The organism is Acidocella aquatica, assembly GCF_030160635.1.
Classification (GTDB): domain Bacteria; phylum Pseudomonadota; class Alphaproteobacteria; order Acetobacterales; family Acetobacteraceae; genus Acidocella; species Acidocella aquatica.
The window spans coordinates 1-9,430 of record NZ_BSOS01000061.1; the positions used below are offsets into that span (position 1 = coordinate 1).

Genomic DNA, 9,430 nt, shown 5'->3' on the forward strand with positions numbered 1-9,430 from the left:
CCCAGAAACTGAAACTCGCCGCGTGAATTCTACCATTAAGCCCCGTTAAAAACGGGGGGATTACCCCTGCACAGGCTAGATGAACAGATTGCCGACACGGCGGGGTATCTGGCATCATTGGGGTAACATATTTTTTGGCTTGGAGATATTATGACCATTGCGGTGCGCGGCGCTGATTTTATTGCCTCTTTTCTGGTGGAACGGGGGATAAAATCCGTTTTTCTGGTGCCGGGCGGCGGGAATATGTTTCTTGTAGACGCCGTGGGGCAGGCCGAGGGGCTGGAGGTGGTGGCGAACCATCATGAGCAGGCCAGCGCGATGGCGGCGGAGGCCTATGGGCGGGCGGGCGGGGGGATTGGCGTCGCCCTGGTGACATCGGGGCCGGGGGCAACCAATGCGATTACCGGCGTTGGCGAGGCGTGGGCGGAATCGGCGCCGCTGCTGGTGATCTCGGGACAGGTGAAGCGCGGTGATTTAAAGCTGGACAGCGGGCTGCGGCAAAAAGGGCCGCAGGAGGTGGATATCGTTGCCATGGTGGCCGGCATGACGAAATATGCCGTGACGGTGATGGATGCCGCTGATTTGCGCCACCATTTGGAGAAGGCGCTGCATCTGGCGATGACCGGGCGGCGCGGGCCGGTTTGGATTGATGTGCCTCTGGATATTCAGGGCGGGCCGGTTGATGTGGCGAGCCTGCGCGGGTTTGTTCCGCCGGTGGAAGCGAAGCCGGATTTGGGTGAGGCGGCGGCGCGGATGATCGAGATGATCAACCAGGCGGAGCGGCCGATGTTTTTTATCGGCCATGGCGTGCGCCTGGGCGGGGCGGCGGAGGTTTGCCGCCGGATGTATGAGGCGATGGGCATACCGGTGGCGGTGACGTGGAATGCGATGGATTTAATTCCCGCTGAGCATCCGCTGAACTTTGGCAAGCCGGGGACGGTGGCGCTGCGCGCGCCGAATTTTGCGGTGCAGAATGCTGATTTGTTGATTTGTATCGGCGTGCGGCTGGATAATTCAGTCACCGCGTTCAATCCCGCGCGGTTTGGGCGCAATGCGCGCAAGGTGGTGGTGGATGTGGATCCGGTGGAGCTGGACAAGTTCACGCACCCGATAGATTTAAAAGTTCTCGCTGATGCCAGGGATTTTATGGAAGCCGTGGTGGCGCGGCACGATTTGGTGAAACGGCGCGCGCGGGTGGATTGGTTTGCTCTTTATGCGGGGTGGAAGGAGCGGTATGCCCTGAACCAGGGGAAGGCGTATCCGGCACGGGGCGAAATTTCGCATTTTCAGTTGATTGATGCGTTCTCAAGGGGATTTTCAGAGAATATGCTGATTATGACTGGCGGGTCAGGGTTGGCGATTGAGTCTTTCTGGATGACTTTTTTGAACAAGGCGGGGCAGAGGCTGTGCACGACTTCCGGCCTGGGCTCGATGGGGTATGGGATTCCGGCGATGATCGGGGCTTGTGTTGCGAGCGGGCGGCGCGAATGTATCGGTATTGAGAGCGATGGCAGTTTGATGATGAATTTGCAGGAGCTGGCGACGCTGCGGGGGCAGAATTTGCCGGTGAAGATTTTTATTATCAATAATGGCGGGTATGCCTCGATCCGCAATACGCAGCGCAATTATTTTGAAGGAAGGTATGTGGGGACCGGACCGGAGGGCGGGTTGTTCATGCCCGATTTGGTGGCGGTTGCGAAGGCGATGGGGCTGGAAGCGATGAGTGTGCGCGATGCAAGTGAGCTGGACGCGGGGATTGCGGCGGCGCTGGCGCATGAGGGGCCGATTTTGTGCGATATTCATGTGACGCCCAATGAATCGCTCTGGCCGAAGGCGATTGCGGTGCCGCAGGCGGATGGGACGATGCTCTCAATGCCGCTGGAGGATATGACACCGCTGCTGCCGCGCGAGGAATTAAGGGCGCAGATGCTGGTGCCGCTGACGGAAGAGAGTGAGAAGGTGATGGTTAAGTAAATCGGCTTGGCGTTTTCCCGAAGCGGATATTTCACCCTGTCTATGAGTGTGGTGAAGAATTAGTCCTCATGACTTTCCACCAGGCGAAGGTGGCAGGCCGCATTTTTTACAAAAAGCGGCCTGCCCAAAAACTTTTTCTAAAGTTTAGTAGATCGAGGGTTCGGGCACCGGGGCGCCGAAATCGGTGCGCAGGAAATCGAAATCGCACCCCTCATCAGCCTGCTGGATGTGTTTGGTGAACACCCAGCCATAGCCGCGCTCGTAATGTGCCGCCGGGGCCACCCAGGCGGCGCGGCGCGCGGCGAGTTCGGTCTCGGAGACCTCCATTTTGATGCTGCGCGCATCCACATCGATGCTCACGATATCGCCAGTGCGCAGCAGCGCCAGCGGGCCGCCGATGAAGCTCTCAGGCGCCACATGCAAAACGCAGGCGCCGTAACTCGTGCCGCTCATGCGTGCATCGGAAATCCGCAGCATATCCCTGTGGCCTTCCTTGAGCAGTTTCTTCGGCATCGGCAGCATGCCCCATTCGGGCATCCCCGGCCCGCCCTGCGGCCCGGCGTTGCGTAATACCAGCACATGATCGGCGGTGATGTCCCAGCTCTCATCATCCACCGCCTTCTTCAGGCTCGGGTAATCATCGAACACAACGGCCGGGCCGGAATGTTTCAGGAATTTCTGGTCCATCGCCGCGGGCTTTATCACGCAGCCCTGGGGGGAGAGGTTGCCGGTGAGCACCGCGAGCGAGCCTTCGCCATAAATCGGCTTGTCGAGCGTGCGGATCACGTCTTCATTATAGACTTCCGCGCCTTCGATATTTTCACCAAGGGTCTGCCCGCTGATGGTCATGCAGCCCAGATGCAGATGTTCGCGCATCTGGTTCATCAGCGCCAATATCCCGCCGGCGTAGAAGAAATCTTCCATCAGATAGGTATCACCCGTGGGGCGCACATTGCAGATCACCGGCACCTTGCGCGAGAACCGCTCGAAATCGGCCAGGCCGATCGCATGTCCGGCACGGCGCGCCATCGCGATGAGATGGATGATCGCATTGGTCGAGCAGCCCATCGCCATCGCCACGGCAATGGCGTTTTCATAGGCTTCGAAGGTCTGTATCTTCCGGGGCGTGAGATCTTCCCACACCGCCTCCACGATGCGCCTGCCGGATTCAGAAGCAAGCCGGATATGTCCGGAATCCGCCGCCAGCATCGATGAGCCGCCGGGCAGCACCATGCCCACCGCCTCGGCGATGGCGGTCATCGTGCTGGCCGTGCCCATGGTCATGCAGGTGCCATAGGAGCGGGCGATCCCGCCCTCCACGCCGAGCCAGTCCTTGTCAGTAATCTTGCCAGCCCGCAGCTCGTCCCAGTATTTCCAGCTGTCGCTGCCCGAGCCAAGGGTTTTGCCATGCCAGTTGCCGCGCAGCATCGGCCCGGCGGGCACAAAGATGGCGGGGATGTTCATGCTTGTCGCCGCCAGCAGCAGAGCGGGGGTGGTTTTGTCGCAGCCGCCCATCAGCACCACGCCATCCACCGGATGTGCGCGCAGCAGCTCCTCCGCCTCCATCGCCAGCATATTACGGTATAGCATCGAGGTCGGCTTCAGGTAGCTCTCCGAGAGCGAGAGTGCGGGCAGCTCCACCGGAAAGCCCCCCGCCATCAACACGCCGCGCTTCACATCCTCCACCCGCGTTTTGAAATGGGAGTGACAGGGTTGCAGGTCGGACCAGGTGTTTAGAATGGCGATCACCGGACGGCCTGCCCATTCCTCGGGTGCGTAGCCCATCTGCATCGCGCGCGAGCGGTGGCCGAAGGAGCGCAGATCAGCCGGGCCGAACCAGCGCGCCGAGCGCAATTCCTCTGGCGTCTTGCGCGCCCCAGCGGGGGCGGAGCGTTCATCTGTCATGGCAATCCTTCCTTCTTTGCTTCATTAATATAGCGGGTCGAGCGGCGGCAGCCCGGCACATACGGCGGCGATATTATCCAGCGCGCGCATGCCCATGGCCGTGCGCGTCTCCAGCGTGGCGCTGCCCATATGCGGCGTCAGGAACACATTCGGCAAGCCGCGCAACCGCAGATCATAATCAGGCTCCCGCGCGAACACATCCAGCCCGGCGGCAAACAACTGCCCGGAGCCAAGCGCCGCGATCAGCGCCGCTTCGTCCACCAGCGCGCCGCGCGCGGTGTTCACCAGCACGGCGCCGCGCGGCAGCAGGGCCAGGGCCTTGGCGCCGATGATGCCGCGCGTGGCCTCGCCGCCCGGCGCGTGCAGGCTGAGGATGTCGCAATGCGGCAGCATCGCCTCCAGCGTGGCGAAATATTCCGCCCCCTGCGCCAGCTCCGGCGCCAGCGGGGTGCGGTTGTGGTAGAGCACGCGCATGCCAAAGCCGCGCGCGCGCCGCGCCACCGCCTGGCCGATGCGCCCCATGCCCAGAATGCCAAGGCGCTTGCCGCTGGCGCGCAGGCCCAGCATTTCATCCATGCCAAAACTCCGGCGCCAGCCCGCCTGCATGATCCGCGAATACTCCGCCCCGCGCCTGCAGGCGTTCAACATCAGCATGAAAGCGAAATCAGCCGTGCAATCGCTCACCGCATCGGGCGTGTTGGTGACGATAAGCCCCCGCGCCCTGGCCGCCGCGATGTCGATATTGTCAAACCCGGCGGCGCAATTGGCGGCAATGCGCACGCTCGGGGGCAGCGCGGCGATCAACCCCGCATCCAGCCGCAGCCGCCCGCTCACCAGCAGCGCCGCCGCGCGGTGCGTCACCGCCGCCGCCAGCGCGTCCTGCGGCGCCATGTCATCGGCGAACAGCGCCTCAAACTCCGCCGCGGCGCGGGCTACCACCGCGTCTGGCAAACGGCGCGTGACCACCAGGCGCGGCTTCATCCCCGCATCACCCCATCCACCAAGCGCGGCAGGCCCAGCGGGTTGTCATCCGCCAGCTCCGGCGGCAACAGCGCGGCGGGAATATCCTGGTAGCAGACCGGGCGGAGAAACCGCTCGATCGCCTTGCTGCCCACCGAGGTCGTGCGGCTGTCCGAAGTCGCGGGGAACGGCCCGCCGTGCACCATCGCGTGGCACACCTCCACCCCGGTCGGCCAGCCATTGGCGAGAATCCGCCCGGCCTTGCGCTCCAGCAGCGGCAGCAGCGCGCGGGCGGCCTCATAATCGGGTTCGTCCATCTGCAACGTCACGGTCAACTGCCCCTCCAGCCCGGCCAGCACCTCATGCAGTTGCGCGAAATCGCGGCAGACCACCAACAGCCCGGCGGCGCCAAAAATCTCCTCCGCCAGCGCGGCATCGGCCATGAACACCCCGGCATCGGCGGCAAACAGCGCGCCCACTGCCCCGCGCGCCAATACCCGCACATGCGCATGCCCAAGGCGCGCGGCCATATGGGTCTCATAGGCGTTGCGGATGCCGGCACTCAGCATGGTCTGCGCCGGGGCGGCATCCAGCGCCGTGGCAGCGGCGGCGGCGAATGCGTCCAGCCCATCCCCCTGCACCGCCAGCAGCAGCCCGGGATTGGTGCAGAACTGCCCCGCCCCCAGCGTGAGCGAGGCCGCAAAGCCCGCCCCCAGCGCCGCGCCGCGCGCCGCCAGGGCGGCCGGCATCAGCAGCACGGGGTTTATGCTGCTCATCTCGGCATAAACCGGAATCGGCTCCGCCCGCCGCGCGGCGATGCCCGCCAGCGCCAGCCCCCCGGCGCGCGAGCCGGTAAAGCCCACGGCCTTGATCCGCGCATCCGCCACCAGCGCCGCGCCCAGCGCATTGCCCGCGCCAAACAGCAACGAGAACACGCCAGCAGGGAGGCCGCACGCCGCCACCGCCGCCGCCACCGCCTGCCCCACCAGCGCGGAGGTTTGCGGGTGCGCGGGATGCGCCTTCACCACCACCGGGCAGCCAGCCGCCAGGGCGGAGGCCGTGTCTCCGCCCGCGACAGAGAAGGCGAGCGGGAAATTGCTGGCGCCGAACACCGCCACCGGCCCGAGCGCAATATTGCGCAGCCGCAAATCAGCCCGCGGCAACGGCGCACGGGCCGGCTGCGCGGGGTCTATCCGCGCATCCGCAAAGCGCCCGGCGCGCAGCACGGCGGCGAACAGCTTCAACTGCCCGCAGGTGCGCCCGCGCTCCCCCTCGATGCGCCCGCGCGGCAGGCCGGATTCGGCGCAGGCAGCCTCAACCAGCGGGTCACCCAGCGCCATAATTTCGGCTGCGATGGTCTCGAGAAACACCGCGCGAAGCTGCGGCGCGGTCTCGCGGTAAACATCAAATGCCGCTTCCGCCCAGGCGCAGGCCTGCGCCACATCCCCGGCATCCGCCTCGCCAAAACCGGGCAGAAGCGCCGCCGCCGTGGCCGCCGCCACGCCATGGAAGGCAACCGCCCCGGTTTTCACGCCGCCGCCGCCCAGCAGCGTCAGGCCTTCGTGCCGCATCACCGCGTCCATCACGCCGCCACCGGCTTGGGCGTCAATTTCCATTCCGCCAGGCGCAGGCGCAGCTCCGCGTCCTGGCGCGCGTTCAGCGGCCAGGCGCCCGGCGGGCGCACCGCGCCACAATCATTGCCCATCAGCGCCAGCGCCGCCTTCACCACTGAAACATTGGTGCCGTTGCCTTCTTCCGCGCGCAGGGCCTCAAAGCTTTCCATCACCGCGATCAACGCGCGCGCCTGGGCGTAATCGCCTGCTTCCAGAGCCTCGTGGATGGCCATGGAATGTTTCGGCCAGACATTGATAAGCCCGGAGGTGAAGCCGCGCGCGCCCACCGCATAGAACGCGGGCGCCCAGGTCTCCGCCAGCCCGCCGACCCACACGATGGCAGGATCGGCCCGGCGCATCGCCTCGGCCAGGCGCAGCGGCGCCGGGGTTGCCCATTTCACGCCCACAACCTCGGGAATCCGGCACAGCGCCTCGATGGCGTCCAGCCCGATGCCGTCATTGCGCAGATAGATCACCACCGGCAGCCCCGCCCCGGCATCGGCGATGCGGCGGACATATTCGACCACCCCGCGCGGCGCCACAAACGGGTCAGGCGGCTGATGCACCATCAGCGCCGCGGCCCCGGCGGCGCGGGAGGCCTTCACCAGCGCCAGAGCATCGCCCATGGCGCGCCCGATGCCCGCCAGCAGCGGCGCGCGCCCCGCGATCATCTCGCCCGCGGTGTGCACGGCACGCTCGGCCTCAAGGGTTGTAAGACCATAAAACTCGCCGGTGTTGCCGTTGGCGGTGAGGATATGCACCCCCGCCGCAACCGCCCGTTCGACCACGGGGCGCAGCCGGGCCGGGGCAAATTGGTCATCCTGGTCAAACGGCGTGACCAGAATGCCGGAGATCCCGGTTAGACATGCACGGAACTGCGCGGCGGTGAAACTCATGGGCTCGTCTCCTCCTCTAAGCTTTGTCACTCATAATTTGTTATATAAATTCCACCATGCAGAATCAGATGGTCAGTATACCCAAGCCTCTATAAACCAGGGGCTCGATATTAAGCAACAAATTTATAAACTTGTAATACAAGTTTATGTATGATGATTTTTATCTTGCCTCCACCCGCCCTCCCCCGGCTATAAGACCGCAGGAGGACACCACCGTTGACCACCCCCCTCGCGACCACAAGGCCAGAGCCCCCCGGTTTCGGCCCGCTGCGCCGTTCGGCGCGGTTGGCTGACCAGCTCTACGAGCAGATTGTCGGGCAGATCGTCGGCGGCGTGCTGCCCGAGGGTGAGCGCCTGCCCGCCGAGGCCCGGCTGTGCGAGATGTTCGGCGTCTCCCGCCCGGTGGTGCGCGAGGCGATTTTCCGCCTGCAGGCCGACGGGCTGGTGATGACCCGCCACGGGGCGGGAACCTATGTCGTCAAGCGCCCGCGCGATGAGTTTTTGCGCCTGGCGCCGATCGGCGCGATGGCTGATCTGATGCGCTGTTATGAGCTGCGCATCGCGCTCGAAGGCGAGGCCGCGGCCCTGGCGGCACAACGGCAGACATCGGAAACCATGGCCGAAATCGAGGCGGCGCTGGCTGAGCTGGACAATGTAGTGGCGGCGCAACAGGTGGGCGTGGACGCGGACCAGCATTTTCACGCCGCCATCGCCCGCGCGACACAGAACGGCCTCTTCATCCAGAGCCTTGACGCTCTCTCGGCGCATATCTTCGCCGGCATGCATGTGGCGCGCAGCCTCTCATTGAGCAGCCCGGAGCGCCTGCGCGTTGTGCAGGGGGAACACAGGGCCATCGTCGCCGCCATCCGCGCGCATGACCCCGAAGCCGCCCGCACGGCGATGCGCCGCCATATCGACAATGCCCGCAACCGCATCCTGGCCGGCGCCTGAGCTGCGCCTGGCCGCCGGGGCGATGCGGCTGCATCTGGCCCCCGCGCTGGGCGGCGCCATCGCCGGTTGGTGGCATGATGGGCTGGCGCTGCTGCGCCCCCCCGCGCCGGGCGCCGCCACCGTGCGCGATCTCGCCTCGTTCCCGCTGATCCCCTTCTCCAACCGCATCGCGCAGGGGCGTTTTTGCTTCGCCGGGGAGAGCTACAACCTGCCGCGTGATGTGCGCGATGCGCGCCATGCCATGCACGGCAACGCGCTGTATGCCGCCTGGCAGGTGGCCGGGACCACGAGCCATACGGCCCGCCTGACGCTGCGTTACCAGCCGGGCGAGGCGCAGACGCCGTATTTTCCCTTCGCCTACGAGGCGGCGCAAACCTATTGCTTAACTGAAACCGCGCTGCAGATCGGCCTGACCTTGCGCAATGCCGGTACGCGCCCGTTTCCGGCGGGGTTTGGCCATCACCTCTATTTTCCGCGCCACAGCGGGGCGGTGCTGCGCTTCAACGCCAGCGGATATTGGCGCAACGGGCCGGACGGCTTGCCCGCCGCCACGGCAACGGATCTGTGCGATGCCTACGCGCGCGGCGCGCGGATCGGCGCGCATGTTGTGGATAATGGCTTTTATGGCTGGGACGGCATGGCTGAAATCAGCTATCCGGCCGAGCACCTCACCCTGCGGCTCACCGCAACGCCGCCGCTGCGTCATGCGGTTCTCTTCGTGCCCGAGGGACGGGATTTCTTCGCCTTTGAGCCCGTCTCCCACAGCACCGACGCCATCAACCGCGCCCCGGCGGAAATGCGCGTGCTGGCGCCAAATGAGACGATGCACGCGCAAATCGTTTTATCCGTGGAAGCCCGCTGAATTACCCGGCCGCGCGCTGTTTGAGGATGTCGAGTGCGACATCGATGATCATGTCTTCCTGGCCGCCGACCATGCGGCGGTTGCCGAGTTCGGTGAGGATTTCGCGGGTGTCGACGCCATAGGTTTTGGCGGCGTTTTCGGCGTGGCGGAGGAAGCTGGAATACACGCCCGCGTAGCCAAGGCTCAAGGATTCGCGGTCGACACGCACCGGGCGGTCCTGCAGCGGGCGCACCAGATCATCCGCTGCATCCATCAGTTTGAACAAATCG

General features: G+C 65.1%; 7 protein-coding genes and 1 pseudogene. 3 read left to right on the top strand and 5 right to left on the bottom strand.

The window, feature by feature from the left end; all coding sequences use genetic code 11:
• The first annotated feature begins 150 nt into the window (after positions 1-150).
• The gene (locus QQJ84_RS09330) at positions 151-1,974 is read left to right on the top strand and encodes a thiamine pyrophosphate-binding protein (RefSeq protein WP_284257894.1); all 1,824 of its coding nucleotides are present in this window, start codon (positions 151-153) and stop codon (positions 1,972-1,974) included.
• Between the two features lie 144 nt (positions 1,975-2,118).
• On the opposite strand, the gene araD is transcribed toward QQJ84_RS09330, so the two are convergent.
• Genes araD through QQJ84_RS09350 form a run of 4 tightly spaced genes read right to left on the bottom strand, consistent with a single transcriptional unit; the run spans position 2,119 to position 7,348 of the window.
• Positions 2,119-3,879, bottom strand: coding sequence for an L-arabinonate dehydratase (gene araD, locus QQJ84_RS09335; protein ID WP_284257895.1), 1,761 nt, complete (start codon positions 3,877-3,879; stop codon positions 2,119-2,121).
• 24 nt (positions 3,880-3,903) lie between these two features.
• Complete coding sequence (locus tag QQJ84_RS09340) at positions 3,904-4,860, bottom strand: 2-hydroxyacid dehydrogenase (RefSeq protein ID WP_284257897.1); 957 nt, start codon at positions 4,858-4,860, stop codon at positions 3,904-3,906.
• On the bottom strand, positions 4,857-6,455 hold the full coding sequence (locus tag QQJ84_RS09345; RefSeq protein WP_284257898.1) for an aldehyde dehydrogenase (NADP(+)): 1,599 nt from the start codon (positions 6,453-6,455) through the stop codon (positions 4,857-4,859). The genes QQJ84_RS09340 and QQJ84_RS09345 overlap by 4 nt, the downstream gene beginning before the upstream one ends.
• Positions 6,422-7,348: a dihydrodipicolinate synthase family protein gene (locus tag QQJ84_RS09350; RefSeq protein WP_284257899.1), complete on the bottom strand. Its 927-nt coding sequence runs from the start codon at positions 7,346-7,348 to the stop codon at positions 6,422-6,424. The genes QQJ84_RS09345 and QQJ84_RS09350 overlap by 34 nt, the downstream gene beginning before the upstream one ends.
• Positions 7,349-7,564: 216 nt before the next feature.
• Here QQJ84_RS09350 and QQJ84_RS09355 point away from each other — a divergent pair, with 216 nt between their 5' ends.
• Positions 7,565-8,299, top strand: coding sequence for a FadR/GntR family transcriptional regulator (locus tag QQJ84_RS09355; protein WP_284257900.1), 735 nt, complete (start codon positions 7,565-7,567; stop codon positions 8,297-8,299).
• Positions 8,268-9,161 (top strand): aldose 1-epimerase, encoded by an 894-nt coding sequence (locus QQJ84_RS09360; protein WP_284257901.1) that lies wholly within the window; start codon positions 8,268-8,270, stop codon positions 9,159-9,161. Before QQJ84_RS09355 ends, QQJ84_RS09360 begins: the two co-directional genes overlap by 32 nt.
• A 1-nt stretch (position 9,162) precedes the next feature.
• On the opposite strand, the pseudogene QQJ84_RS09365 reads toward QQJ84_RS09360, so the two are convergent.
• Positions 9,163-9,430, bottom strand: a pseudogene (locus QQJ84_RS09365) (4-hydroxy-2-oxovalerate aldolase); the annotation flags it as partial.